Annotated in this window: 23 protein-coding genes; 9 read left to right on the forward strand and 14 right to left on the reverse strand. The window is 60.7% G+C overall.

What is annotated here, in order from left to right; genetic code table 11:
• Positions 1 to 106: 106 nt before the first annotated feature.
• Entirely contained in the window at positions 107 to 706 is a 600-nt protein-coding gene (locus ORL50_RS24875; protein WP_266018989.1) for a S1 family serine peptidase, read from the reverse strand.
• Between the two features lie 549 nt (positions 707 to 1,255).
• Between ORL50_RS24875 and ORL50_RS24880 the strand changes: the two genes are divergently transcribed.
• Positions 1,256 to 1,459, forward strand: coding sequence for a hypothetical protein (locus ORL50_RS24880; RefSeq protein ID WP_266018917.1), 204 nt, complete (start codon positions 1,256 to 1,258; stop codon positions 1,457 to 1,459).
• Between the two features lie 16 nt (positions 1,460 to 1,475).
• On the opposite strand, the gene ORL50_RS24885 is transcribed toward ORL50_RS24880, so the two are convergent.
• From ORL50_RS24885 to ORL50_RS24910, 6 genes are all read right to left on the reverse strand, one after another.
• On the reverse strand, positions 1,476 to 2,261 hold the full coding sequence (locus tag ORL50_RS24885) for a sulfoquinovose 1-dehydrogenase (RefSeq protein WP_266018918.1): 786 nt from the start codon (positions 2,259 to 2,261) through the stop codon (positions 1,476 to 1,478).
• 29 nt (positions 2,262 to 2,290) lie between these two features.
• Positions 2,291 to 3,166, reverse strand: a complete 876-nt coding sequence (locus ORL50_RS24890; RefSeq protein ID WP_266018919.1) for a 6-deoxy-6-sulfogluconolactonase — start codon at positions 3,164 to 3,166, stop codon at positions 2,291 to 2,293.
• Positions 3,163 to 4,131: an aldose 1-epimerase gene (locus ORL50_RS24895; protein WP_266018920.1), complete on the reverse strand. Its 969-nt coding sequence runs from the start codon at positions 4,129 to 4,131 to the stop codon at positions 3,163 to 3,165. The genes ORL50_RS24890 and ORL50_RS24895 overlap by 4 nt, the downstream gene beginning before the upstream one ends.
• Complete coding sequence (locus tag ORL50_RS24900; protein WP_266018921.1) at positions 4,095 to 5,207, reverse strand: porin; 1,113 nt, start codon at positions 5,205 to 5,207, stop codon at positions 4,095 to 4,097. The genes ORL50_RS24895 and ORL50_RS24900 overlap by 37 nt, the downstream gene beginning before the upstream one ends.
• A gap of 105 nt (positions 5,208 to 5,312) precedes the next feature.
• Complete coding sequence (locus ORL50_RS24905; RefSeq protein WP_266018923.1) at positions 5,313 to 7,358, reverse strand: alpha-glucosidase; 2,046 nt, start codon at positions 7,356 to 7,358, stop codon at positions 5,313 to 5,315.
• On the reverse strand, positions 7,358 to 9,115 hold the full coding sequence (locus tag ORL50_RS24910; protein WP_266018924.1) for a solute:sodium symporter family transporter: 1,758 nt from the start codon (positions 9,113 to 9,115) through the stop codon (positions 7,358 to 7,360). Before ORL50_RS24910 ends, ORL50_RS24905 begins: the two co-directional genes overlap by 1 nt.
• Positions 9,116 to 9,345: 230 nt before the next feature.
• Between ORL50_RS24910 and ORL50_RS24915 the strand changes: the two genes are divergently transcribed.
• A complete protein-coding gene (locus ORL50_RS24915; protein ID WP_266018925.1) occupies positions 9,346 to 10,410 on the forward strand; it encodes a LacI family DNA-binding transcriptional regulator in 1,065 nt (354 codons plus the stop codon).
• A gap of 45 nt (positions 10,411 to 10,455) precedes the next feature.
• Here ORL50_RS24915 and ORL50_RS24920 read toward each other — a convergent pair whose 3' ends face one another.
• The 4 genes from ORL50_RS24920 to ORL50_RS24935 all read right to left on the reverse strand — a co-directional run bounded on the left by ORL50_RS24920 (position 10,456) and on the right by ORL50_RS24935 (position 15,376).
• Entirely contained in the window at positions 10,456 to 11,916 is a 1,461-nt protein-coding gene (locus ORL50_RS24920) for a 3-sulfolactaldehyde dehydrogenase (protein ID WP_266018927.1), read from the reverse strand.
• Between the two features lie 36 nt (positions 11,917 to 11,952).
• Complete coding sequence (locus tag ORL50_RS24925) at positions 11,953 to 13,692, reverse strand: 6-deoxy-6-sulfo-D-gluconate dehydratase (RefSeq protein ID WP_266018928.1); 1,740 nt, start codon at positions 13,690 to 13,692, stop codon at positions 11,953 to 11,955.
• A 27-nt stretch (positions 13,693 to 13,719) separates the two neighbouring features.
• Entirely contained in the window at positions 13,720 to 14,481 is a 762-nt protein-coding gene (locus ORL50_RS24930; protein ID WP_266018929.1) for a sulfite exporter TauE/SafE family protein, read from the reverse strand.
• 91 nt (positions 14,482 to 14,572) lie between these two features.
• The gene (locus tag ORL50_RS24935; RefSeq protein WP_266018931.1) at positions 14,573 to 15,376 is read right to left on the reverse strand and encodes an HpcH/HpaI aldolase family protein; all 804 of its coding nucleotides are present in this window, start codon (positions 15,374 to 15,376) and stop codon (positions 14,573 to 14,575) included.
• Between the two features lie 237 nt (positions 15,377 to 15,613).
• Between ORL50_RS24935 and ORL50_RS24940 the strand changes: the two genes are divergently transcribed.
• Positions 15,614 to 15,748, forward strand: coding sequence for a hypothetical protein (locus ORL50_RS24940; RefSeq protein ID WP_266018932.1), 135 nt, complete (start codon positions 15,614 to 15,616; stop codon positions 15,746 to 15,748).
• A 184-nt stretch (positions 15,749 to 15,932) separates the two neighbouring features.
• Here ORL50_RS24940 and ORL50_RS24945 read toward each other — a convergent pair whose 3' ends face one another.
• On the reverse strand, positions 15,933 to 16,130 hold the full coding sequence (locus tag ORL50_RS24945) for a hypothetical protein (RefSeq protein WP_266018933.1): 198 nt from the start codon (positions 16,128 to 16,130) through the stop codon (positions 15,933 to 15,935).
• Positions 16,131 to 17,406: 1,276 nt separating this feature from the next.
• On the opposite strand from ORL50_RS24945, the gene ORL50_RS24950 reads away from it, so the two are divergent.
• From ORL50_RS24950 to ORL50_RS24975, 6 genes are read left to right on the forward strand one after another with little or no spacing between them, the layout of a single operon-like run.
• Entirely contained in the window at positions 17,407 to 18,351 is a 945-nt protein-coding gene (locus ORL50_RS24950; protein WP_266018935.1) for a PDR/VanB family oxidoreductase, read from the forward strand.
• Between the two features lie 50 nt (positions 18,352 to 18,401).
• Entirely contained in the window at positions 18,402 to 19,733 is a 1,332-nt protein-coding gene (locus tag ORL50_RS24955; protein ID WP_266018936.1) for an aromatic ring-hydroxylating dioxygenase subunit alpha, read from the forward strand.
• Entirely contained in the window at positions 19,723 to 20,256 is a 534-nt protein-coding gene (locus tag ORL50_RS24960; RefSeq protein WP_266018937.1) for an aromatic-ring-hydroxylating dioxygenase subunit beta, read from the forward strand. Before ORL50_RS24955 ends, ORL50_RS24960 begins: the two co-directional genes overlap by 11 nt.
• Positions 20,256 to 20,849, forward strand: coding sequence for a cysteine hydrolase family protein (locus tag ORL50_RS24965; RefSeq protein ID WP_266018938.1), 594 nt, complete (start codon positions 20,256 to 20,258; stop codon positions 20,847 to 20,849). Before ORL50_RS24960 ends, ORL50_RS24965 begins: the two co-directional genes overlap by 1 nt.
• Positions 20,846 to 21,658, forward strand: coding sequence for an SDR family oxidoreductase (locus ORL50_RS24970; protein WP_266018939.1), 813 nt, complete (start codon positions 20,846 to 20,848; stop codon positions 21,656 to 21,658). Before ORL50_RS24965 ends, ORL50_RS24970 begins: the two co-directional genes overlap by 4 nt.
• Before the next feature lie 40 nt (positions 21,659 to 21,698).
• A complete protein-coding gene (locus tag ORL50_RS24975; RefSeq protein ID WP_266018940.1) occupies positions 21,699 to 22,922 on the forward strand; it encodes a dienelactone hydrolase family protein in 1,224 nt (407 codons plus the stop codon).
• Between the two features lie 234 nt (positions 22,923 to 23,156).
• Here the strand turns inward: ORL50_RS24975 and ORL50_RS24980 are convergent, their stop codons facing one another.
• Together ORL50_RS24980 and ORL50_RS24985 are read right to left on the reverse strand one after the other, a co-directional pair.
• On the reverse strand, positions 23,157 to 24,158 hold the full coding sequence (locus ORL50_RS24980) for an AraC family transcriptional regulator (protein ID WP_266018941.1): 1,002 nt from the start codon (positions 24,156 to 24,158) through the stop codon (positions 23,157 to 23,159).
• Between the two features lie 2 nt (positions 24,159 to 24,160).
• Positions 24,161 to 25,174, reverse strand: coding sequence for an AraC family transcriptional regulator (locus ORL50_RS24985; RefSeq protein WP_266018942.1), 1,014 nt, complete (start codon positions 25,172 to 25,174; stop codon positions 24,161 to 24,163).
• Between the last annotated feature and the right edge of the window lie 225 nt (positions 25,175 to 25,399).

Raw genomic sequence — 25,399 nt, forward strand, 5'->3', positions numbered from 1 at the left:
CTCACCTGGATAAAGAGCGGCACCAGGAGACAGGCATCTGGACAAGGAATACAAAAAAGATCTTTAGACTGGCACAGGCCCGGTCAATAGACCGGGCCTTGGATTATTACTTGGCGGCGAACCGAGTTGCCGGCTGCGTATCAAGTTTAGCCTGTAATAACAGCCATTCGCGTTGAATGATCGAGTACGGAATAAACACACTGATGCGCTCGGCGCCTTTTACTCCGGGATGGCCACTGACATCGTGCAAGGTCGTGGAATAAAAGCCCATGTTGATCCCGACAATATGGCCGTCGTTGCCAATCACCGGCCCGCCGGACATGCCCTTGACCAAGGGTGCATCATGGATGGCGTAGAGGTCGCCGCTCTTCTCGTCAGTGTTGAGAAAAGGCGCCGGATAGACCTTGCCCTTGCCGCTTGCGGTCGCCATGTAGGGGCTTGAGCCCACGGCAGTGATGGCTTCGCCGACCCGCGGCGCACGCCAGGCGGGATAGCGGCCATTGGCCTTGTGGCGGATGAAGACCAGGTCGCAGCCGGTGCTGCAACTGTATTGCACATTGGCTATCAGCGGGGTATGGCGGGTAGTCACGGCGTACTCCTCATTCCACTGCACAGCCGAGGCCATATACACATAGGGAAGAGGAAAGCCTGAAAAAACTGTGAAGTAAGAGTCATTGGCAGCCCCCGAAAATTCGGGTTTCACCATGCCGTTGCATCCTGCGAGTACAGCTCCTATTAAAAAGCAGGCCATGATCTTGATCATGATAGTTCACCGACTTAATAGGGAGGACGAGTCTGTTTTTTGTCGTCAATTTTTATTTTTTTTGGTTGTAGTCATCCTTGCCGAGGGCTCTGCATCGGTACTTTGTTATTTATGGCCGAGGTTGTGAAAACGTGAGTGAATGAATTGTGCTAATTCCAATTGCTTTTAGTTACATGAACAAAGACTTATTATTGGCGCCTAAATAACGACATATAAGAGGCAGTTTTAACTGCATCGTCTATGGATCCGTTTTTACGAAATTCATCCGGGGATTTCTCAATTTGGCCTAAGCTCAAATTGTCTTGGAGACGCGAGTGGGAGTACCGGTCATCCGGTCGATGATCACCTCCGAAATTCCCGGCCCTGACTGGCTCAAGGATTGCAAAGGACGCCGATAGCTGCCCCAGAACAACGTAATTCTGACGCGACGGCAATTTAATCAACACACAAGGACGCCAGCGCAACGCTTGGTCAGTCACCGGGAGACTTATCGTGTCAACTCTCAATGAAATCGCAGCGAACCACGCGAGAATGGCTAAGGCAAAGGAAGCGGAGATCATCGCCCTGGGGGAGCGAGAGGTGCAGGTGGTGGGTGGGTTTGAAGTGACCACCCTGGAGGTGCAGCACATGCCGCTGCACCTGATAGCGGGAGCGCAGGATAACCAGGCGGTGCAGGCTGGCGGTTATGCGTTGTGACGGATAACCGTCGCCTTTACTGAATCGACAGCCCGGCGTCCACCACGAAGTTTTGCCCCGTGCAGCCGCGGCTGTCATCAGACGCAAGAAACAGCGCCATGCGTGCGCAGTCGCTGGCGTCGAGGCGGAACTTGAGCATTTGCTGGTCGATGAAATTCTGGCTGGCCAATTCCAGCCCTACAGGGTCGCTGGCCCACATGGCGTCCTGACGGGCCGTGCGTATTGCACCTGGCACCAGGCTGTTGACCCGAATCCCGCTGTCGCCGAGTTCCCGTGCCAGGGTGCGGGTCAAGCCATTGATCGCAGCCTTGGCCGTGGTGTAGCAGACCATGCCGGGACGCCCTCTCATCCACGAAATCGAGCCCATGTTGATGATCACCCCGCTGCCGCGTCGGGTCATCCCGGGAGCTACCGCCTGGGCGGCAAAAAAGGCGTGGCGCAGGTTGGTTTGCATGCGTTCATCCCAGTACTCGACATCGACTTCCTGCATGGGATGGCGATCGTCACGGGCGGCGTTGTTGATCAATACGTCGACCGCGCCCCATTGCGCTTCGACTGCCCTGACAGCCGCCTGCAATGCCGGGATATCGCGCACGTTGCACGGCAGGAACACCACCCGCTCATGGCCAAGCGCGGCAGCAAGTGCCTCGCCACCGACCTGATCCAGATCCAGGAAAGCAACGCGCGCGCCCTGCTCGTGAAACGCTTCGACGAACGCGGCGCCAATGCCGGAGGCGCCGCCGCTGATCAAGATGACTTTACCGGTCAAGGACGGATAACGCGTGTGGGTGTGCTGGCTCATGACTGATTCCTTGCAAAAAAATGGAAAGCTCAACCGGCAAACAATGGCTCGGGGCAACCGGCCACGTCGACCTCTACCGAGAACAGGCACCCGGACAGCGGCCAGGTGGCCAGCTCCTCGGCGCTGCGGTTTTCCCGGCTACTGGTGATGTACAGAGTGCGCAAGTCCGGGCCACCAAATGCGAGCATGGTCGGCCATCGGGTAGGGACAATGATCTCGTCCAACTGGGTGCCGTCCGGCGCCAATCGCAGGATGCGCCCGCCGTCAAACTGGGCACTCCAGTAGCAACCTTCGCTATCGAATGCGGCACCATCCGGACGCCCACCGGAGCCACGCTCGAAGGTGCGCAAGGTCTGACGTGCACCTGGCCGGCCCTGAGCATCCAGGGGGTAGCGATACAGCACATGATTGGGGGTATCGCTGTGGTACATCCAGGCCCGATCCGGGCTGAAGGCCAGGCCATTGGAGACCATGACGTCGCCCGCCATGACCTGGCCATTCAAGTGTTCGTCGACGCGCATCAGCACGCCACCATTGCGGTCCCGTGGTTGCCAGAGAGTCCCGGCCCAGAAACGCCCCCACGGATCGACTCGACCATCGTTGAAACGACTGTCGGCGGGACCACAAGGGTTGTCCGCAAGCTTGCGGCCCAGCGTCCCGTCTTCGCCCAGCAGGTAGATGCCGGTGCGCAGGGCAACGATAAAACCGCCTTCGCGACGCAGGCCGAAACAGCCCAGTTCCTCTGGCAGAGTCAGGCTCGAAACGACCGCCGTTTGCGGATCCAGGCGATGCAATTGGCCTGCGAGGATATCGGCCCAGTACAGCGCCTGTTCCCGCACCGACCACACCGGGCATTCACCCAGTTCACTGACTTGGTCGATGACGCATTTGACGTTATAGCTCATACAATTGCTCCTGATGCATCCCGCCTGATGCTCATGCGCATGCTGCGCGTCATGTGCTGCCCTGGGCTCAACAATACGATTCCGTGGGCCTGCGGCACAGGCTGGTTGATGGCGTTGTTCAAGTGACTGACCGGTTCGACCGCGATGAAATCCTGGGGTGCCGGTGGCGTAAACACCACCAGGTGGTCGAGCCCTTCCTGTGCGCTGATCTCAAGGCCGATATCAGCCTGGGGCCAATACACCTGCGCATGCCTGGGCCAACCTTCAAAGCAGTTGTCCAGGCCGACATGAGCCAGCGCCCGACGCTCGGCAAAATCCCACTGAGCCGGTACCTGCTGGTGGTCACAGGGCAACGAGTCGCGATCGTTTAGCCACACTGCCGTTGCGGCAAATGACAACTCGATCCCCTGGTGCCGAGGAAAATACGGATGCCAACCCAACCCGGCCGGCATCGGCTGCAGGCTGGCGTTAAGCAGGGTCATCGACAGATCAACCCCGTGATCGTCCAGGCGCACATGTTGCTCGACGTCGAACGCATACGGCCAGTGCGCGCCGCCCTCCCCAGCTGGGTCGTGTGTCAGGCGCAGAAGACACTCACGACTCGAGGACTCGACGAGCTGCCACTCGCGCTGCCATCCCACGCCATGCAGCGGATGGGCATGCTCGCCGAAGTTGCGTGGCAATGCATACTCGTGCGCGCCGCACTGGAAACGGCCTGCGGCGATGCGGTTCGAATACGGCACCAGCGGATAGCACGCGGTGCGGCGAACGTTCAGGGTCGAATCCCACGGCCGCAGCAGCGCAAAATCGCGATAGCGCATTCCACCGATGGACCCGCCCAGGTGCGGTAGCACTTCGAGCTGCAGATCTGCGCTGCGCAGGTAAACAATGTTCATGAGTGGCGCCTTTTCCAGCTGTTCATTGATGCTCAGAATCCCCAACGAATACCCGCTGTCATGGCCCATGGATCGTATCCCTTGGGCACACTCGGATAACTTTCGCTCAACAGCGCAAAACCCTGCCCGGAATCCGCATTATTCTCGATGTGAGAAACGTAGGTGTAGAGCTGGGTATTACTATTAAGCGAATACAGATAGCCCGCGTGGGTCGCCCAGGCGCGTGCGCCCTCGGCTTCGATACGGTGCGAGACACCGAGAGTGATGTCGCCCGGGCCAAAGGTTATGCGTGCGTTGACCATCTGAGCCGAGGCGAACCAGCGCACGTCGGTATCGCGTTCGGAGTACACATAGTTGGCGCCCCACAATACGCCGCCGAGCCGGACGGTGCCGGACAGTACATGGGTGTTCTGCCGGTACAACTCGCCGGTCGTCAGCGAGGGAGCTGAATCGTGCTGGTTGAAGCCATACCCCAGCTTGGTGTCGCCATCGCGATAGCGCAGGTTGAAGCCGCTGGTGCGGTTCTGATCCGGGCCATTTTCAATGCTGGAGTTGCCGTAGGAGTACCCCAATTCACTGGAGAAGCCATGGACCTCCGGAGTCCGGTAGCGCACGGTGGTGTCGTAGAACCCTCCGGTGCCGCTTTTGCCCAGGGTGGTGGTGTGTTCCAGGCTCATGATCGACGCCATGTTGGAAAGGCCATACATCGCCACGTCCGAATCGAGAAAGACCCAATAGATCGGCATGTACAGGCTGCCCATGTCGACCGAACCGAAGGGGCCGGTCACCCCGGCGCCATAACCGCGGTTGGTGGAGATCCTGCCCTCGTTGTCGCCGGTACGCCAGATATTGCGCAACACCAGGCCGCGCTCACCGAATGCCCGCACGCCATAGCCGCTATTGCCCAGTGCATAGTCGATTTTCAGGCCGATTCGCGATGCTTGCAGGTTGCCGTCCGAGACCATCGTATGGCCGGGATGATCGTCGGTGAACTTGCCGCCCTGCAACGACAGATCAAGAATTCCGTATGGGTTGATGCTCAGGTTCCCCGCTTTGAAGACCACGGGTGAGGCGGCATTGGCAGGGTTGTCCAGCAGTGCGCAAGTCATGGCAAAAGCAGCAAAAACGTAATTTTTATTATTCAAGTTCGCTTACTCGGTACAGGTATGGGCGATATCAAGGCGCAGGGAGGCCCAACGCCTCCCGTGAGAGAGGCGCACCGGGCGCTGCGTGCCGAGAAGGGATTCAGCTCACTGAGCGAGGTCCACCAGGGTTTCGAAAGTCGCCTGCCAGCGACTGCCGATGCGGATGAACACCGGTGGTTCACCGAGCGGCGCGGCGACCGTCACGCGCTGACCGCCGGCGTAGCGCTCGCCACTCCACAGGTGCTGCCATTGATCGCCATGAGGCAGATACGCCGTCCACTCGCGGTGGTTTTCGGCGTGCACGGGGGCCACCAGCAGGTCCTGTCCGTAGAGGTACTGATCCTGGATCGAGTAGGTCTGGCGATCATTCTCGTAGTGCAGAAACAGCGGACGCTGCAACGGCAACCCGCTAGCCTCGGCCTCGTCCACCAGGCTTTGCAGGTACGGTCGCAGGCCAACGTACAGCCGGGTCATACGGGCAAAATGCGCGTAAGTGTCAGCGTCTTGCCAGAACTGCAGGTTCTGGTCCGGACGATTACCTTCATGGGTACGCATCACCGGGGTGAACGCGGCCATTTCCGCCCAGCGCTGGAACAGTTCGGCGGTGCGGCAGTTGTCGTAGAGGCTGGTGTAGCCACCGATGTCGCTGTGGTGATAAGCGTTGCCGAGCAGGCCCGATGACAGAGCGCCACAGATAACCGTCTGCAATCCGTCGTGCCGACTGAAGTCCACGGACTGGTCACCCGCCCACAACAATGGGCAATGACGTTGCACGCCGCTGTAACCGGCCCGCATGAAAAACAGTGCCTCGCCGGTCTTGCCGGCATTGGCGATCGCACGCGCATTGACCTCGGCCCAGCGCACCGGCCAGGCGTTGTGCTCAAGCATCGGGTCGGCGTCGCCCGCCAGTTTCAGGTCAATCGGCAGGTACTCGCCGAAGTCGGCCATCCAGCCCGACAAACCCTTGTCGAGCATCTCGCGGCGCAGGATTCGCTCCTCGAACCACTGCGCGGGCGCCGGCAAGGTGAAGTCGACCACACCACACAGGAACTCGCCGAAATCCACCAGGTAGGTGCCGCCTTCGATTCGCGTCGCCAGGTAACCGGCTTGCTGCGCTTCCCGGAATAACGGGCCATCGTTGCACAGGTAAGGATTCACATAGCCCATGAAACGGATGTCCTGCGCTTCAAGGCTTGCAACCCAGGCCGCGTGATCGGGGTAGCGCGTACTGTTCCATTGCCAGTCCCAGAACAGGCGTTTGCCAAAGGAAGTAATGCGCAAACCTTCCCAGTCCTCGCACCACAATGCACTGACCGCGACGCCTTGGGCGAGCGCATCGTCGAGTCGCGCCTGGGCGTGTTCGAGGCCGTTCTTCAAGCCGAGAATCGCCCCTTGCATGACCCACTCCGGCAGGCGCGGCTGCCGACCGAAGTGGCTCGAAACCTGGCTGACCAACTGCACAAAATCGTCGCCCAGGAGGAATTCGAACGCCTGCGGAACCGCCCAGAATTGCAGTTCATGGAATTCGTCGTGGCGGAAATCGTAATCCGCGTAGGCGGTGGTCACCGCATGCAGGCAATAACGCTGTGAGGAGATGTAGGTCGGCTGCGGATAATTGGTGTGATAGTAATCTCCGCCGGCATTGGCTTCGTTGTCCGCCTGCAGAGTCAGCCAGGTCGATTTATCCCGACCGACGCCCGGCTCTGAGGTCCACAACGGAAAGTTGCGCCCGCGCAGGTCGAAATACGACATCTGCTCGCCGCATCCCCAAACGTGTTCATCGGCTGCTGCCGGTACCCGCAGCCACAGGCGGTTGATACCCGCATCGACATTCGACGGCACCAGGCGCAACACCTCGTCCTGCACTTGCAGGTTCAGGCTGAGCAGCACCGGACCGTCGGCCCAGGCACGAAAATCCAGGCGTGCCGCGGCTTGGTCGAGCCACACGTGACGCAGCGCAAGCCGCTCCTGAACGTAGTCGCGGATCGAGAAGTTGCCGCGCTGCATGCTGATGTCGGCCTCACCCTGACCAACGAAGATAGCCGGGTGGCGCTCGCTGTGACAGAACAACTCGCGGCCATCGACGACCAGGCGGATTGCACCTTCGGCCTGGATGAAAGCGGCAGTGGAGAGTGAAGTTGAAGACGTCATCAGGATTGCACCTCGCAGGTAGGCAGGGAAGATTTGTCAGCAGGTTCGCGCTGCCGCCAGCGACGGCGAACCACGCTGATGGCGACCAGCGCCACGACCCACACTGTCGCCAACAGCGGCACAAACCAACTGCTCGGCCCGGCGGCACTGGCCACTCCCAGCGGCGAAAAAGTCAGGTAGATCGACACCAGTGCCCCTAGCAGCACGATGCTGAAGCTGCCCGCGTGACGCCAAGGCGTCAGGTCCATGATCCGGCTCGAGGTCTGCACCACATAGGGTTCAGCCCGGGCGTAGCGTTTACGCAAGGCGATCAGGATCAGCATTTCGATGGCGAACATGATGCCCATCACATGGATGAAACTGATGCCCAGGCGCACGTCGATTTTCAGACCCAGCACGAACACCGCGTAGCACAGGGCATGCAGCCCCAGCACCAGTTTGGCCGGGAACGCTCCGCCGCGGGCATTGAAGAACCCGAACAGCATGATGGCGATGATCGGCATATTGAAGAAGCCGGTGAAGCGTCGCAGTACCGCGTAGATCCCTTCCGGCGCGTACATCAGCATCGGCGCGACCACCAGCGACACGAGCGCGGCGAGGATGCTCACGCGTTTGCCGAAGCGCACCAGCGCCTGATCATCGGCCAGTGGCCGCAGCGGCTTGTAGAAGTCGTAGGTGAGCAGCGTCGCGGTGCCGTTGATGATCGCGTTGAAGTGACTCATCACAGTGCCGAAGATCACCGCCACGAAGAAGCCCTTCATCCACCACGGCATCAGCACCGACACCAGCGCCGGATAGGCCATGTCGGAGTTCGACAGCGGCTGATCGCGGAACAGATGCCAGGCGATGACGCCGGGCATCAGCATGGCCAGAGGCACCAGCAGTTTCAGGCAGCCGGACAACAGCACGCCCTTCTGGCCTTCGGCGAGGTTTTTCGCCGCCATGCTTTTCTGCACGATCGCCTGGTTGGTGCACCAGTAGAAGAGGTTGGCCACAATCATCCCGGTGAAGATGGCGCCGAATGGAACCTTGTCCTGCGGGCCGCCGATGGCATTCAGCTTCTCGGGGGAATCCTGCATGATCGTTTGCGCGCCGGACAGTACATCGCCCTGGCCGAGGGTCCACAGGCCAATGATCGGGATCAGGATGACCACCACCAGCAGGCCGATGCCGTTAATGGTGTCCGACACCGCCACTGCGCGCAGACCGCCCAGTACCGCATACGCCGCGCCAATCACCCCGGTGCTGACGATCAGCAACGAAATGGTGGCCGGGTAGGACCAGCCGAGAATACCTTGCAGGTCGAATATCTGGTTGAAGGTGATCGCCCCCAGGTATAGCGACGCGGGGTTCAGGACCAGCGTGTAGGTGGCAACCATCAGGGCGCTGACTACGCGACGGGTGGTGACGTCATAGCGCTTCTCGATGAACTCCGGCAGCGTGGAGAAACCGCCACGCATGTAGCGCGGCAGAAAGAACAACGCCAGGGCGATGGTCGAGACTGCGGCAGTGGCTTCCCATGCCATGGAGCTGAGGTTGTGGGCATAGGAGTCACCGTTGAGGCCAATCAACTGGTCGATGGATAAGTTGGTGAGCATCATCGAGCCGGCGATGAACCAGCCGTTGAGACCACCGCTGGCCATGAAGTAGCCATGGGCGCCAACGTCCTTGGCCTTGCGCGTGAAGGACCAGGAAATGGCGGCCACCAGGCCGGTAAAGAACAGCATGCTAAGGAAGGTGAACAGGGACGTATTCATTTTTTATAGTTGTTCTCCAACACGGGTTGGGTAGACGCTCGGATAAAAATCGCAGCGCTGCTAAATGGTACGTGGCGAGCATAAACCAAGCAAAATCGTAGCGCTACGATTTTTCCTTCGTTTTGCGCGCATTTTTGTTCGCATTCGAATTTTGGCGAGCTGGCGTGCTCGTGATTGACTTGAAAGCGCCCTGCTTTCATTCTCTTGGACTTTTGCACCCGAGGAAACCAATGAGCGACTTACCGGCAACCATCGCCAACGGCAATGCGGGCCGTCGCAAAGGCAACCGCGTGACCATGGACGAAGTCGCCGAGCGGGCAAATGTCTCGCCCAGTACCGTTTCATTGTTCCTGCGCGACCCTGACGCCGTCTCCAGCAAGCGCGCCGAACGCATCCGCGAGGCCATCGCCGAGACCGGCTACACCATCAATCGCCTGGCCGGCGCCCTGGCCGCGTCCCACAGCCGCACGGTGGCGGTGATCGTGCCGTCGATGATCAACGCGTTTTTTTCGGAGACCCTGCAGGCCATGCAGGACGTATTCGAAGCCCGTGGTTATCAGTTGCTGATCAGCAACAGCAACTACGATCCCGACCGCGAACTGGAACTGCTGCGCGCGCATTTATCCTGGTCGCCTGCAGCACTGGTGCTCACCGGCAACCAGCATGAAGCCGCCCGTTCGCTGCTCGAAGCCACCGGCATTCCGGTGGCGCAAATGTGGGAGCTGGGTGACGATCCGTTCCATCTGCAGGTCGGTTTTTTTCACGAAGATGTCGGCGCTGCGCTGGCCGAGCATTTGTACGAATCAGGCCTGCGCCGCTTCACCTATGTCGGTTCGCGGATGCACCTCGACCATCGCGCGCAAAAACGTGCCGAGGGCTTCCGTGTCTGGCTGGAGAAAAAGGGTTGCACCGCGACGATTATCGCCCTGGAAGAAAGCACTTCCGAGGTGGTATTGACCCAGGTGTTTGACCAGTTGGCCAAGACGGCAGACCAGCCTCAGGGCCTGTGCTGCTCCAACGATGTACTGGCGATTGGCGCGCTGTTCGAAGCCCGGCGCCGCGGCATTGATGTACCCGGCCAATTGGCGATTGCCGGTTTTGGCGACTTGCCCCTGAGCAAGCTCAGCGCGCCGCGCCTGACCACCGTGCGCCCATATCCGCTGGAGATCGGCCGCACGGTCGCCACTCGCCTGCTGCAGTGGATCGAAACCGGCACCCTGCCCGCCGAGCCGGAAACCGTGGACCTGGGTTTCGAGCTGATTGTGCGCGAGAGCACCCGCACCACGGCGCAGTGATGCGGGAGGCGCAGAGCCTCCCGCGGTAGTTCAAGTCACACGTGCTCAGCGGTTGACACCGCCCAGGCACACGTACTTGATCTCCAGATAGTCCTCGATGCCGTAGCGCGATCCTTCACGACCCAGGCCGGACTGTTTGACGCCACCAAACGGCGCCATCTCATTGGCGATGGCAGCCGTGTTGACGCCAACCATGCCGTACTCCAGCTCTTCGCTGACGCGCATCACCCGCCCGATATCCCGGGTATAGAAGTAGCTGGCCAGGCCAAACTCTGTGGCATTGGCATGCTCGATGACCTCCTCTTCCGAGCTGAAGCGAAACAGCGGTGCCAATGGGCCGAATGTCTCTTCCTGCGCGACTTTCATGGCGGCGGTGACACCGCTCAGCACGGTGGGCTCGAAGAAGCTGCCACCCAAGGCTGAGCGTTGCCCGCCGGTGACCAGCCGCGCGCCTTTCTTCAGTGCATCACCGATATGCTCTTCGACCTTGCGCACGGCGGCCTCGTCGATCATCGGCCCCTGGGTCACGCCCTGTTCCAGGCCATTGCCCAGCACCAGTTTCTGCGCCGCTGCGGCGAGCTTGGCAGCGAACTGCTCATAGACGCTGTCCTGCACGTAGATGCGGTTGGCGCAGACGCAGGTCTGCCCGGCATTGCGGAACTTGGACAGTATGGCGCCCTCGACCGCCTCGTCCAGGTCGGCGTCATCGAACACTATGAACGGCGCATTGCCGCCCAACTCCATCGAGACCTTCTTCACCGTGTCAGCACATTGCCCGATCAGCAGGCGCCCCACCGGAGTGGAACCGGTGAAGCTGAATTTGCGCACCAGGGGGTGGCGCGTCAGCACGGCGCCTATCTGCGTCGCGCTGCCGGTAACGACGCTGAACACTCCTGCTGGAATCCCCGCACGTTGCGCCAGCGCTGCCAGCGCCAGGGCCGATAGCGGAGTCTGGCTGGCCGGACGCAGGACCATGGCGCAGCCTGCTGCCAATGCCGGCGCGACTTTGCGGGTGATCATTGCGTGGGGGAAATTCCAGGGCGTGATCGCCGCCGCCACCCCGATAGGTTCCTTGGTTACCAGGATGCGCTTGTCCGCCGACGGCTGTGCAATGGTGTCGCCGTAGACCCGCTTGGCTTCCTCGGCGAACCACTGCACAAACGAGGTGCCGTTGGCCAGTTCGCCACGGGCCTCGGCCAATGGCTTGCCCTGTTCAGCGGTGAGGATCAATGCGAGGTCATCGAGGTTGTCCTGCATCAGCCGGTACCAGGCCTGCAGCAACTCCGAGCGCTCCTTGGCGGTCTTGCGCTTCCACTGTTTGAACGCCTTGTGCGCGGCAATCACAGCCCGCTCGGCCTCGGCTTCGCCCATCTGCGGCACCCTTGCGAGCAACTCGCCGGTGGCCGGGTTGGTGACATCGAACGTCGCCCCGCTGTCGGCACCGACCCATTGCCCGTCGATATAAGCCAGCTGTTTGAACAGCGAAGAATCCTTGAGATTGAGCATGAGGTTCGAACTCCTGTGCAGGTCAAAAAAAACGGATCAATGAATCGGAGGCTCGGGCACGACTTCCCCAGCTTGCAGGAAATCGAAATCGCAGCCTTCGTTGGCCTGGGTCACGTGCTGTTGATAGAGCGCCGCAAAGGAGCGGCCGTATTGCCGATGAACCGGCACGTGCGCGGCGCGCCGGCGAGCCAGTTCTTCATCGCTGACGCGCATGTTCAGGGTGCCGGCCGCGATGTCCAGATCGATGATGTCGCCAGTGCGCACCAGGCACAGCGGGCCGCCCACCGCCGCTTCCGGGGCCACGTGCAGCACACAGCTGCCGTAGTGAGTGCCGCTCATGCGCGAATCGGAAATCCGCAGCATGTCGCGTACCCCGGCTTCCAAGAGCTTTTTCGGGATAGGCAAATTGCCCCACTCGGGCATGCCTGGGGCGCCTACCGGCCCGGCATTGCGCAGCACCAGCACGGTGTCGGCGGTAATTTCCAGCGCCGGATCGTCAATCATCCGGCTCAGGGTTTCATGATCGTCGAACACCAGCGCCGGCCCCGAATGCTTGCGCAAAGCCGGGCTTGCAGCAGAGGATTTCATTACTGCGCCATCGGGACACAGGTTGCCGCGCACCAGCGCCAGGGTGGCACCCTGGTCAAGACCGACTACGGGGTTATCGAGGCTGCGGATAATGTCGGTGTCGTAGCACTTGGCATCGGCAAGCAACGAATCCCAGGTCTGCCCGGTGGCCCCGGCGCAATCGAGCGCCAGGAACGGCGTAATCTCGCGCATCAGTGCCCGCAGACCGCCCGCAAAGTGGTAGTCCTCCATCAGCCCATTGCCGGAAGGAAACAGGTTCAGCAGCACCGGAATCTCTGCCGCTGTCGCCGCCAGTTGCTCCAGGGTCAGGTCGATCCCGGCACGTCGGGCGATGGCAATCAGGTGAATGGCCGCGTTGGTCGAACCGCCCATGGCCATGTACACCGCCACGCCATTGGCAAAGTGCGCCGGGGTCAGCCAGGTGGATGGCCGACGGTCGCGCCAGATCAGATCAACAATGGTCTCGCCGCACTGCGAAGCCATGCGCGGGTGGGCCGCATCAGCCGCCGGAATGCTCGATGCCCCCGGCAAGGTGAAGCCGATGGCGTCGGCGATGCTGGTCATGGTCGACGCCGTGCCCACGGTGTTGCAGGTGCCGATGGAACGGGTCATAGCCCCTTCCAGTTCTTCCCAGGCCACCGTATCGATCAGCCCCAGGCGCCGCTCGTCCCAGAACTTCTTGGTGTGGGTGCCGGCGCCGGTTTTAACTCCGCGCCACTGGCCGTTGGACATCGGCCCAGCCGGGCAATACAGAATCGGCAGGTCCATGCTCAGGGCGCCCATCAGCAGGCCCGGGGTGGACTTGTCACAGCCACCGAGCAACACCGCGCCGTCGATGGGCAGGGAGCGCAGCAGTTCTTCGGTTTCCATGGCCAACAGGTTGCGATAGAGCATGGTGGTCGGCTTGACCATCACCTCACCCACCGACTGCACCGGCAGTTCTACCGGAAACCCGCCCGCTGCCCACACCCCGCGCTTGACCGCTTCTGCTCGTTCGCGCAGGTGCGAATGACAGGGAGACAGCTCGCTCCAGGTGTTCAGTATGGCGACCACTGGCTTGCCCATGAACTCCTCGCGCCGCAGCCCGATCTGCTGCATGCGCTGACGATGGGCAAAAGCCCGGATCGTGTCCGGAGCGAACCAGCGCTGGCTGCGTAGCTCTTCCAGTTTTTTGTGATTATCTGACATGAAATGGCTTCCGCTTGACTCGAGAATTTATTGATGGAGGGACAGCAATGGCCGCACGACCAGACTCGCCCCGGCCAGCAGCAACAGGACGAAGACGCCCATACGCAGCGTGTGCGCCTTGATCGCTGGTGGCCGGCGACGCATGTACCAGGTCAAAGCGAACACCACGGGCGCTGCTTCAAGGGCGAGATAACCGGCCTGCGGCTCGAAGCGCCCGGTGTAGCCCTGCAGGCCCAGGCGCAACAGAGCGTTGAGCGCGAACACCACGATCAGCGTGTCGCGCACCACCTGCGCCGCCAGTGGCTGGCGATACAGCTGATAAACCAGAGGCGGACCGGCACTGGAAAACAGCCCACCCATGACCCCTGACAACCCGGCAAACCCGCTGAAACTGAGCCAGCCGGAAAGCTGTTGCAGATGTCGCGACTGCACTACCAGGAGGAAGCTGCACAGCACGATGGTCGACCCCAGCACCAACTGCAGCAGATCGCGTTCATGGGCGCCCAAGGCGCCCAGCAACTCAACGCCCACAACCACGCCGAGCAGGCTGCACCCGAGGATCACTGCCAGCAGCTTCGGTGCCAGCGCCGGTCGACGTCGCAGCAACACGAAGGCGTTGATCAGGGTCAGGATCGAGCTGACATTGGCCACGGTTTCCACCGGCGCCAACTGCAACAATCCAGTAAGCCCCAACAGCAACAGGCCAAAGGCAAAACCCGTGGTGTTCTGCGCAAAGGTCGCAAGCGCCACACAGAGTAAAAAACCCACATGGGACCAGACACTCAGCATTTCCGGTGGGTCCCGAATAGGTGCGCCGCATGACTGGACGGGAGGGTTGCAACTTGCATGAGTACTCCAGGCTTTTTACAGGGCGTGGCGATCAGTAAGGCGTGGCTACCGCAGCCGGGGCCTGATGTGCCTTGAGTACCGTGAGGAACTCGTTGGCCTTTTTCATCATCATTGCCAGGTCCGAGGCCACGGCAGCGAAGGCATATCCCTGCTCGAGATAGCTCTGAACCAGCTCGGGCGTGCCGCCGACAATCCCCATCGGCATACCGATGCGCCTGGCGCGCACGATGGCGTCGCTGATCATCGCCTGAACCTGCGGATGCCCAGGATTGCCGATGTGCCCGCAAGCCGCGGACAGGTCGCCCGGGCCTAGAAACAGGGCATCGACGCCGGGAATCGCGGCAATTTCTTCAAGATTTTCCAGCGCGGTCGGTGTTTCGATCTGCAGGATGCAAGTCACCGCGTCATTGGCTTCGTTGCCGTAGTTGGCCCAGGTGCCATAGCGACTGGCACGGTGCACAGCGGCAAAACCGCGGGTGCCTAGCGGCGGATACTTCACTGCGTTAACTGCCGCCTGCGCCTGCTCGGCGTTTTCCACGAATGGCACCATGACGTTGAACGAGCCCAAGTCCAGAGCTCGCTTGAGCAGCACCGGGTCATTGGCGGCAACCCGCACAATCGGCTGGGCACCTCCGCAGTGAATGGCCTGGAGGATTTGCCACAGGTCCCGAAACTCGATGGGCACGTGTTCCATGTCCACCAGGAGCCAGTCGAAACCGGCATAACCCAGGGCTTCTGCGGTGCTCGCAGCACCGGACATCAACCAGGTTCCTATGGGCGCACTGGTGCCTTTCAAGCAACTGGCAAAGGTCTGGGAAGTGGGTGCGTCGGACATGCGTGCCTCCGGTTTCTGAGGGGGGATAGCGCTGAATTGGGGTTTGACCATGAAAATCGCAGCGCTGCAATTTATGCAGGAGAGCATATTCCAGAAATAATCGCAGCGCTACGATTTTTGTTTCTGGTGTGTGATCGCGGACCTAGGTCTTGTTGCGGATGGGAAAAAAAATGAATTCTCTAATTGTCCCTTCGGTCAAGAATTACGTAACGCAGTAATTCTGACCAGGAGCCAGCGATGACTATCGAAGCAGAGACACTCGTACAACTGACCGCCGCGCTGCAGCAGCGCGGGATTGTTCTGGTTTCGGATGTGAGGTTTACCCGGGCGCCTTATCGGCTGAATCATTTGTGGACCTGTACCGTCGAGTAGGCGGGCCTGGCTGAGCGGTTTGAGGCAAGCAGGTCGCCAGCGAGGGCGTCCATGAGGTGAGATGTCGAAGACTTTCGTGTTTACGAATGGGTAGCTCAGTGAATCTTCAAAGTGTGCTCACGCGCTTTTTTCGCAACGTTAAAAAAACCCGGCGCATTGGCCGGGCTATTCGACAGGGCTTTCATTAAGGGTCTGGATGCTCGCTCGACACCGAATTGTTGGCGTCGACATCGATCATCTCTTCGTCCACAGGCGATTCGTCATCAACTGGGAGCGGAACCTCGGTTCCACTCTTCTTCGGATCATGGCCGGCCTCATTATCGGTGCCGCCGGTGACGCCCTGCTGGGATATGTTGCCAGGGGCATTCTCGTCGATGTCCATGTTGGTTCTCCGTTTTGATGCGCGGGAATTCCGCGCTTGTACATGAGAGATGGCGCGGTGCGGCGAGTGCCCGGTTGTGGACGAACGGGGCTTGAATGCATCTCCTGTAGGAGTCCGGCTTGCCGGCGATGGCGATCTCGCGAGTGCCATCGCCGGCAAGCTGGGCTCCTACAGGAGATTTTCGTTATGCCAAACATGTGCCCTCACGTAACACCGCCAATGCAAAGCCGAACTACCCGTCAGGTCGGCTTTCAGGCCGCCTCGGCCCGGTTTTTGATCGCGGACGCCCGTTAACCACGATGGCCGAACGCAGGTATTGCGTAGCGGGGAAACCGGCAAGGATGCCGGTTTAGCCGCGCTGGGCCAGGGACGGCCCATCGCGGCGACCCGCGGAGCAATGCCTGCGTTCGGGCACACCGAGCCTAGGCGAGGTGCCGAGTGGTGGGGCACAAAGCGCTTGGTTACTTGGCGCTGTTCCAAGTAACCCGCTGTAAGAGCGGAACCGTTAGAAGCCAATACCCCAGAAACGGATATGTACACCTGAAGCCGCCATCGCGAGCAAGCTTTGCTCCCACAGGCGCTCATTCCAGATTCTATGTTTGGACCGAACAGGCTCTATCAAAAGTAACCCGCTGTAAGAGCGGAACCGTTAGAAGCAAATACCCCAGAAACGGATATGTACACCTGAAGCCGCCATCGCGAGCAAGCTTTGCTCCCACAGGCGCTCGTTTCAGATTCTATGTTTGGACCCGACACGCTCTATCAAAAGTAACCCGCTGTAAGAGCGGAACCGTTAGAAGCCAATACCCCAGAAACGGATATGTACACCTTGAGCCGCCATCGCGAGCAAGCTTTGCTCCCACAGGCGCTCATTCCAGATTCTATGTTTGGACCGAACAGGCTCTATCAAAAGTAACCCGCTGTAAGAGCGGAACCGTTAGAAGCCAATGCCCCAGCAACGGATATGTACACCTGAAGCCGCCATCGCGAGCAAGCTTTGCTCCCACAGGCGCTCGTTTCAGATTCTATGTTTGGACCCGACACGCTCTATCAAAAGTAACCCGCTGTAAGAGCGGAACCGTTAGAAGCCAATACCCCAGCAACGGATATGTACACCTGAAGCCGCCATCGCGAGCAAGCTTTGCTCCCACAGGCGCTCACTTTCGCAAAATGCGGCTATCAACTTGCCGTTATCGGCTTTTTCGCCCCGACCTCCCTCCCTACAGTAAGTACGACTTCAACGGCGACCCACCCCGCCCCCGTTCAGGAATCGTACATGTCCAGCCTGTCTTTGCGTATCGAACGGATCGACCCGCTCACGCCCCAAATCCGGCGCCTGATCCTGGTCGCCGATGCTGACCACCCCTTGCCCGAATTCACCCCCGGCGCGCACATCGAAGTGCAAATACCGGGCAGCAAAATCCAGTGGCGCGCCTACTCGCTAGTCAACCTGCCGGGCAACCCGCACTACGAAATCGCCGTGCAGCTGGAAGACCAGAGCAGCGGTGGCTCACGCTGGATGCACGGGGTGCAGGTTGGGCAGCAAGTGCTCGTACGGCCGCCGAACAATCACTTCCCTTTGGCTACCGACGCCAGTGAATACCTGTTGATCGCAGGCGGCATCGGCATCACGCCGATGCTCGGCATGGCCCGCTCGCTCGTCGCCAGTCAGCAGCCGTTCACTCTGCACTACGCCGGACGGGATGCCAGCCGCATGGCGTATCTGCAGGAAGTCCAGGCGCTCGAGTCCGCCCAATGCTGGATCAGCGGCGGTGACCCGACCCGACGCCTGCCCCTCACCCGCCTGCTGCAATCGCACTCCGCCGAGTGCCACCTGTACGTCTGCGGACCCAAGTCGCTGATCAGCGCCGTGCTGCAAACGGCTCGCGAGCTGGGCTGGGATGAGTCGCGGCTGCACAGCGAATTGTTCATCGGCAGCCTCGACTCCGAGAGCCCCGGCGCCTTCGAAGTAGAGCTGCGCAGCAGTGGCGTGACGCTGCAGGTGCCTGCCGGCAAAAGCGTGCTGGAGGCGATGATCGAGGCCGACCTCGACCCGCTGTTCGACTGCCGTCGTGGTGACTGCGGGGTCTGCGTGGCCCAGGTCCTCGAAGGCGCTGCCGAGCACCGCGACATCTGCCTGTCGGAGCGCGAACGGGCCGGGGGCAGCTTCTGCACCTGTGTATCGCGCGCATCCAGCGCCCGACTGGTTCTCGATTTGTAAGTGCGCCGCGGTACCGCGCATCCCTTCAATACGGCTAGAAAGGAGACACCATGATCCCCTCCAACGAACATATCGCGGCCTTGGTGCGCGACGACAGCGTGCACAAAAGCGTCTACACCGACCCGCAATTGTTTGACCTGGAAATGCAGCGCATCTATGGCCAGGCGTGGATCTACGTGGGCCACGAGAGCCAGGTAAAAAACGTCGGTGACTACCACACCACGCGCGTGGGTGATCAGGACGTGATCCTGGTGCGCGGCGCCGACAAAACCGTCAACGTGCTGTACAACCGCTGCCCGCATAAAGGCGCCAAGCTGGTGGCCGAGGGCGACGGTAACGTCGGCAAGTTCTTCCGCTGCCCTTACCACGCCTGGACGTTCAAACTCGACGGCCAACACCTGTCGGCGCCGTTGAAAAATGCCTTCGAAGGCACCTGTTTCAATCCGCAGCACGCCGATTTTTCCATGGTCAGCCTGGCGCGCGTCGACAGTTATCGCGGCTTTGTGTTCGCCAGCCAGATCGATCACGGCCCGGACCTGAAAGGTTTTCTCGGCGGCGTGATTACCTCCATCGACAACCTGTGCGATCGCTCGCCCGTGGGTGAAGTCGAAGTCGCCGGCGGTATCTTCCGGGTCATGCAGCGCTCGAACTGGAAAGTGTTCTACGAAAATCTCCACGACACCATGCACGCCCGCGTCACCCACGAATCGTCGGTGGATGCAGCTCGCAGCGAAGCCGAAACCCTGGGGGAAATGCCCTTCGAACTGCTGATCATGGACGGCAACGGCGAACCCTACGACTTCTGGGAAAAACTCGAATTGCGCGCCTACCACAATGGCCACGGTTACATGGAAGCGATCTTCGATCCGGCTGCCGCCGAGCGCGATGAAGTGTCCAGGGCGCACTTCGAATGCCTGAGCGACGCATACGGTGAGGAACGCGCCCGGAGCATCCTGGGGATGAACCGGCACAACACCGTGATCTACGGCAGCGGCTCGCCCCATACCGTGTTCATGCAGTTCCGGGTGATCCGGCCGATGGCCGTCGACCGCACCCTGGTGGAGATCCAAACGTTCCGCTGCAAAGGCGCGCCGGATGCAGTATTCGACCGGGCGCTGACCTACGCCAACGTGATCAACTCGCCCTCCTCCAACGTCATGCCCGACGACGTCGAAGTCTATGCCCGCTGCCAGGAAGGCAACATGACCCGCGGCGGTGAATGGATCAGCATGCATCGTTATGTCGGCACCGATCAGCTGCTGCCGGACGGTGCGGTCTCGACCAATGGCACCAGCGAATTGCCCATGCGTAACCAGTTCGCCGCCTGGAAGCACTACATGACCGCCACCCTGATTGCCAAGGAGAGTACCCATGCTGCTTGATCGCACCTTCGATGTCTCGACCCAAGGCCTGACGGCGGCGCAGGTACCCAACGAAACCTTGCGCGAAATCGAGCAGTTTGTGTATCGCGAAGCACGCCTGCTGGATGAGCGCCAGTTCTGGGAATGGGACCAGTTGTTTACCAATTCGGGCATGTATTGGGTGCCGCAACAGCACGGCCAAGTCGATCCTTTCGAGCACATCTCGCTGTTCTGGGAAAACCGCATGCTGCGCGAGGTGCGCATCCGCCGGGTGGAGAACGTGCGCAACTGGTCACAACAGCCGCCGACCCGCACGGCGCATCTGGTCGGCAACGTGATGATCGAAGGGCTCGACAGTCAGGGCCTGCTGGTGGTCAGCGCGACGTTCCAGGTCAGCGAGTGGCGCCTGGACCAGCGTCAGTTGGCCGGTCGCTACACCTACAAATTGGCCAGCGAGGACAACGGCGACTGGAAGATCCAGCTCAAACGGGTCGACCTGATCAACTGCAACGACGTGTTCGCCAACCTGGAGGTGTTCGTCTGATGACTCGTCCAACCGTCATTGCCCTGCACTACCAGAACGACGTCCTGCACCCCGATGGACGCATTCGGGTCGGGCTTGCGGCGCACGATCCGGCCCGCGATGCGCTGCTGCAAGCCGCCATCAGGTTGCAGCAAGGCGCCCGTTTACGCGGCTGGCCGATCATTCATGTGCGCGTGGCTTATCGCCCGGACTATGCAGATCTGGTGCAGAACGCGCCGATCCTGCGCGCCGTGGCCGCCAGTGGTGCCGTACAGGAAGGCAGTTGGGGCGCGCAGTTTCATGACGCCCTGCAACCACTGCCAGGCGCGGACGAATTTGTCGTCACCCATACCCGTATCAACGCGTTCTACGGTACTCCACTGGACACTCTGCTGCGCCAGCTCGACGCCAGGCAATTATTGATCGCCGGAGTCGCCACCCACTCGGTGGTCGAGAGCACGGTGCGACATGCGGTTGATTGCGGATACGAAGTCACGGTGGCCGCCGATGCCTGCGCCGCTGCGCTCCCCGCGACCCACCAGGCAGCGCTCGACAGCATGCGCCTGATCGCGACCGTCACGGACGTCAACAGCGCGCTGGAGTCGATGTCATGAAGACAACCCCCATCGCCAATCTGCAAGGCCAGGTGGCAATCGTCACCGGCAGCACCCAGGGCCTGGGCACCGACATTGCCCGGCAACTGTTGCACGCCGGCGCCAGTGTGATGCTGGTCGGGCGTAACCGCGAAACAGGCACGGCACTCGCCCGCGAGCTGGGTGATCGCTGCCGTTTTGTCGCCTGCAATGTCGAGCTGGATGAGGACATCGACCACTGCCTCGACGAAACCCTGGCCGCTTTCGGGCGCCTGGACATCCTGGTCAATAACGCCTGCGTCTACGACGACCAGGGCTTGTTGTCGGATCGGGCGCAATGGCTGCAGACCCTCAACATCAACCTGGTGTCCGCCGCGATCTTTGTGCAGAAAGCCGCTCCGCACATGGTGGACGGCGGCACTGTCATCAACATCGGCAGCACCGGCGGCAAGTTCGGCGTGGCCGGGCGAGCGCTGTATCCGGCGTCCAAGGCCGGGCTGCTGCAGCTGACCCGCAACCTGGCAGTGAGCCTGGCGCCGGCATCGATTCGGGTGATCAGCGTCTCCCCGGCGTGGACCTGGTCGCCCTCGGTGGCAAGCATGAGTGGCGGCGACCTCGCGGTGGCCGACCGGGTCGGCGCGCACTTTCACCCGCTGGGCCGCGTGGGTCGTGGCGAGGAAATCGGCCAAGTGGTGGCGTTCCTGTGCAGCCATGGAGCGTCGTGGATTACCGGGGTGGACATTCCGGTGGACGGCGGCTTCTCCATTCTCGGCCCGGACCAGGGCCTCTCGCCGCGAGCGTGGTTCGAGCGCTTGCGTGATCCGGCCTGAACAGCATCCATAAAAACCTGATGATGAGCGAGGCAACAACATGGGCAAGATGATCAGCGTGAACGCCGGCGACGGCAGCGGCAGCTTCGCCGGTTACCTGGCATTACCCGCCAGTGGCAAGGGTCCCGGCGTGGTGATCGGGCAGGAGATCTTCGGCATCAACGCCAACATGCGTGAAGTCGCCGATTTTTATGCCGAGGAAGGTTACGTCGCCTTGGTACCGGACCTGTTCTGGCGTCAGCAGCCGGGTATTGAACTTGGTTATACCGAGGCCGATTTCGCCCGGGCGATCGAGCTGTTCCAGGGCCTGGATGTCGACAAGGCCGTTGATGACATCGCCGCCAGCTTCAAGGCATTGCGCGACCTGCCCGAAGTCGAGGCTGTCGGTCTGGGTTATGTGGGCTTCTGCATGGGTGGCAAGCTGGCTTACCTGACGGCGACTCGAACCGACGCTGCTTGCTGCGTGGGTTACTACGGCATGGGCATTGAGCAGTTGCTCGATGAGGCCGACCAGATCAAGGGTCGCCTGGTGCTGCATTTTGCCGAACAGGATGTTTACTGCGATGCCGCTGCCCGTGCGCTGATCAGCCAGCGCCTGGATGGCCGTGACAATGTCGAGATCTACACCTACCCCGACGTCGACCACGCGTTCGCCCGCAACGGCGGCATGCACTACAACAAGCCCGCCGCGTTGATGGCGCACCAGCGCAGCATCGCGGCGCTGCGGCAGGCGATCGGCCCGAACTACAACTTGTCGCAGTTGTGGGACAAGCACATTGAATTCGAGTTTGCAGTGCGCGATGTGCCGGCGACCATGGCGACGATGGTTGCCGAGCCTTACGTCAATCACATTCCGACCATGACCGGTGGCGTGGGTTATCGCGAGTTGAGCCGGTTTTACCAGAATCATTTTGTGCACGCCAATCCGCCAGACATGAAGCTGGTGCCGATTTCCCGCACGGTCGGGGCCTCGCAGATTGTCGACGAATTTGTGATGTGTTTTACCCACACCAGTGAGATTGACTGGATGTTGCCTGACGTGGCGCCTACGGGTCGGTATGTTGAAATTCCGATGCTGGGGGTGATCAAGTTCCGCGGAGATAAGCTTTGCCATGAGCATATCTATTGGGACCAGGCGAGTGTGCTGGTGCAGATTGGGTTGCTGGATCCTGCGGGGTTGCCGGTGGCGGGGGTTGAAACGGCCAGGAAGTTGCTGGATGAGCGGCTGCCTTCCAATACGTTGATGGGGAAATGGGTGGCGTAGGAGCCTGGCTTGCCAGCGATGGCGTCCGCAAGATCGCCATCGCCGGCAAGCCGGGCTCCTACGGATTTGTGCCAATCTCAATCCCGCATACACACCATCCCTGTAGGAGCCTGGCTTGCCAGCGATGGCGTCCGCAAGATCGCCATCGCCGGCAAGCCGGGCTCCTACGGATTTGTGTCGAGCACCGATCCTGCCAACACCCCGGCCTCTGCCTGATAACGGGCAGAGTTTTGGTTATTTACCGCAGCCAGTCTGATGCGGCAACTCGCCAAACCGCTCACGGTAATACTTGGCAAAGCGCCCCAGATGGCCAAAGCCATGCTCCAACGCGACTGCAGTAACGCTCAGGTCACGACAACTCAGCAAACGCTCACGCACCGATTCAAGGCGCAAATTACGCAAGCGCTCCATCGGAGTTTGCCCATAACAGCGCTGGCACAAGGTGTTGAGGCTGCGCACACTCATTCCGGCTGCAGCCGCCAGTTCGCCCAAGGACAGTGCTTCACCCAGGTGACTGCGCATCAAGCCTTCGATCTTGTGCAAATGGCGCAAGGCCTGGCGCTGTGCAGGTGATTCGATCACTGCCAATGGCATCGTGGCCACTTGAGGTGGGTGGGTCAGGAGGAACAGCGGCAGGCTTTCTTCCAGATGGCGCAACCAGTGCGCATGCACCGCAGCGCCCTCGCTTGCGCCAAGCTGTTCCAGCAAGTCATCGACCAGACGCAGCCAGCCACGCGCCTGGCCAGTGTCGAGGCAATAAGCCGCCGGCAGGACAAAATCCGCAGCCAGCCCGCCCTCGTCCACCAAGCGTTCCTGCATCACTCGCAGTAATGAGCGCGGCACCTTGAGCAGCAATTGTTCGCAGCCCTGATGCCACACCAGGCGCGCCTGGCGATTAGGCGAGAGTACCGCCACCTGCCCGGCTTCCAACTCCAGCGCCACTCCATCGCACTCGATACTGGCCCGACCGCGCAGCGGCATCTGCATCAGCACAAAATCGGTAAACGGCCGAGGTCGCACCTCAACCTCGGCGCCATAGCGCAGGACAAATAATTGGCATCGCCCCACTTCAGCGCGAAAGAACGCCGTGTCGACATTGCCCGTGCGCCAGCTCAAGTCGTGCTCGACCAACTCACGGGCCAGCAGCCGATGACTTTCCTGGCGTGAGCGACTGGTGAACACTGGCGTTTGGCACAACCGCGACAAATCGAGCCCCGCGCCTGATAACGCCGGCATGCTCAAAGCGACCGGCTGCGGCGAGCTTCGTTACGCTGCAAGGTGGTGCTCGGTGTTTCGTCGAACAACTTGCGATATTCGCTGGAAAAGCGCCCCAGGTGAGTAAATCCCCAGCCCATGGCGATCACCGAGATATTGCGCGCCGAATTATCTTCGAGGATTTCCTGGCGCACCGCACCCAGCCGATGCTTTTTCAGGTACGCCATGGGCGACATGCCGAAGTACTTCCTGAAGCCTTCAAACAGCTTGAACCTCGACACTCCGGAAATCGCCTCGATGTCTTCCAGGTGCAGCGCTTCGCGAGCGTTCTCGTGGATGTACTGCTTGGCGCGGATCAGGTAGTGCGGCAGCTTCACGCCCAGCACATCGCGCAGTTCCTCGGAGTAGTTGTTCGGCTGGGCAAGGATCAGGCCCTTGATCAGCGAGCTCTCGACATCGCGGGTGAAAAACGTCTGGTCATACAGTTCGCGACTGCGCTCCAGCTCGCCGATGAAATAACGCGCCATGCGCCACCAGGATGCGGAAGAACCGTTGACGGCGTCCATCACCGGCTCGAAACGCAATGGGGTTTCCAGGGGCCGCTGCAACATGTCTTCCAGGGACTTGCGCATGGCCGCTCGAGTGATGACCACCTGGATTTTGCGGCAGTCTCCGTTGATCGCCAGCTCCTGGTTCTCGTGGGGCGAGACGATGATCGCGCAGTCGCGATCGGAGGTCATCTCACAGCCGTTCTTGAGCAGATGCTGCTCGCCCACCAGGGGCAGGCTGAGGCTGTAGCTATTCAGGTGTTCGGCGTCTTCGATGCCCACCGTCACGTCGGTGCCGTACTCGATCACCCCCAGGGTAGTCGACATCGACTTGAGCACATTGCCGCTGTGATGGAATTGAATACGGTTGGGATGGCTGGTCTTGAGCAAGTGGGGGCCGCAGATTCCGGCCATCCACTGGCGCGCGCCATTGAGGTCATAGCGCTCGATACGAATGTCACGAACATGTACATCAGGACTTGTACTCATCACGGGGCACCCACGGCTGTTTTTTTGAACGCGCTCTAACGGCACGCCTCTGCGGGAAAGAGCAATGTTCATGCCGCCAGGGTCCGTGGCAGGCCCTGCCGAAATATGCGGATAACATTCGTCGATTAAGCGGATAGGGACCGCTCAAGATCGCTCTCCTCCTCCCCGACGAACATCCTTCGCGCCCCGCAAACACTGGAATCACGCGGCAAAAAAGCGCACATC

The sequence above is a fragment of the Pseudomonas sp. RIT-562 genome, assembly GCF_026241895.1.
Taxonomy (GTDB): domain Bacteria; phylum Pseudomonadota; class Gammaproteobacteria; order Pseudomonadales; family Pseudomonadaceae; genus Aquipseudomonas; species Aquipseudomonas mandelii_F.